The sequence below is a fragment of the Endozoicomonas sp. ONNA1 genome (genome assembly GCF_024606325.1).
Classification (GTDB): Bacteria; Pseudomonadota; Gammaproteobacteria; order Pseudomonadales; family Endozoicomonadaceae; genus Endozoicomonas_A.
In genome coordinates, this window is the sequence record NZ_JAHHPN010000750.1 from 1 (window position 1) to 2,006 (window position 2,006).

Annotated in this window: 1 protein-coding gene; it reads left to right on the forward strand. The window is 45.9% G+C overall.

Annotated features, from left to right (window positions below; translation table 11 throughout):
* Nucleotides 1-216 precede the first annotated feature (216 nt).
* Nucleotides 217-2,006: hypothetical protein (locus KDK19_RS17965; RefSeq protein ID WP_257292508.1), on the forward strand; the 1,790-nt coding region annotated here is incomplete at its 3' end.

The following is a 2,006-nucleotide window of genomic DNA, read 5'->3' on the forward strand; positions in this document are numbered from 1 at the left end:
GAAGCCGGTTTAAGGCTATCTTGTACAGATTGCGAACAAAGCGGGTTTCTACTTCAGGAAGTACTGCCTCACGCAGAAAGGCACTGGATAAGATGCGATCGGTGTCAACAATTCAGACCCATTGCAGGTACCCTTGACGCGCGCCAGGAAATGCTACAAAGCCATACCCAAAGTCATTGCGCTAAATACAGAGGGCAGGTACCGGGAACACCTTTAATGGACAATACTCTGACTCTGTTCCGTTTTATGATTCGTTTCGGAACGGAAGAAACCCTGCTCGACCTTTTACAACAATTCGATTTACCGATAGTCGCTGAGGATTTAAATCAGTCAGATCGTAACCACAGAACCGTGCTTCATGATCTGGCTCAATATACTTCACCGGCAGTCATTCGGTGGTTTCTTCGGCGTTTCAAACATTGGGTAACAGCTGCACTAATAGAGCTTCCAGACAATTGCGGCTGTACCTCAGCACATTACCTGTTTCAATATCAGTCAGAACAGGCCATCATTGAAACCATTCAATTTATTGGCAAGATGATTACCTGGGAATTGCAGTCCCGGCAGAACCACCGAGGTTCAACCCTGCTTCATATTCTTTATCACCGGAATTTCTTCCGGGCAGTGGCGGAAGTGTTTCAAAGATTACAAAATCAGACAGGCAGACCTGTTAGCCAGGATCTGGCAATGCAGGATTTCAGTGGCGTGAATCTGATGCATATTCTTTTTGCCAGTGGCAGTACCCCGCTGATTTATCATTTTATTGACAAGAATTATTCCCTGATGAGCGATGCTATGCTGGGGGCTGTAGCCCATAATGGCGAAACGCCACTGCACATACTGTTTGAGCAGGGTTCTTCATCTACCATTCAACGGTTTAATGACGGCTGTGGTGCCATTTATCTTTACTCTAGGGCTTTAGGCAGAAAACGAACCATTGATGGCTATACCCCGCTGCATCTTCTTTTTGCCAGAGGTGATATCGCACTGACCAAAGCATTTCTGGACAGCGGTTACTTTGATTATCTCACAGGATTAACAACCAACCATGCCGGTGTCTCTGTACTTCAGATGTTGTTACAGCATGCTTCTCCTGCAGCTGCATTGTCTTGGTACCGTCTGGGTGACCCTGAGCATCAGCAGCTTCTGAAAACACTTCTGGAGATCAACCCTGAACTCAGTTGGGACGAGCTGTTTCAACAGGCTGAGCTGCTTCAAGTCAGGTCACTGCGACTTGGCTGGTTGAAGGAAGAGCGAGAGAAACTTGATCCATCATTTGTTGGATCTTCGGCACCGCTTGCAGAGCCTTTGGGTTCATCAAAGCCATCAGCTTTGCCACTGTTTGTACCGGAAGAAGATGAACCTGGGGTATTTGAATCAAGTAAAGATACAAAAAGTCTGGCAGCACCCAAAACTGTTATATCGAAAGCAACGACTTCGGAAGTCGCCATTGCAAAGGCTGAAAAATCTTCAGAGGCTATGAGCATCACAGAAAAATCCATAGTCACTGTCGCCAGTGGTGAAAACCAGTTACACGAAATCGCAAGAAACAGCTCACCTGAAGATATTGCAGCAATCTTCGAACGCAATGCTGAAACCATTACGCCAGCCATGCTGTCAAAAGCCAATATTGCTGGTTTTACGCCTTTTCATATATTGGTTGATCGAGGTATCAGCGTCGGTACTATTTTTTCCTGGCTTTTACATGGTTTATCAGATGCTGTGGCCAATGAGCTGCTTGATAAACATCTCTTTGGCGAACTTGGCTGGAGGCACTTATACGATTATGCTCGTGTTTCTTCTTATCTTGAAAAAGACCTCAAACTCAGACAGGTTCTGGGGCTTCTTAAGCCGATATTCAGTCAAAAAACCACATCATCAGAAATAGCTTCATTGCCACCAACTCAGGAGTTTTCAGACGCAGTGGCTCATGACGCAGTGGCTCATATGGAGTGTCCAATTTGTATGGAGGCAATGGCTGAAAATGTTGCGGCCACTCTCTGTTG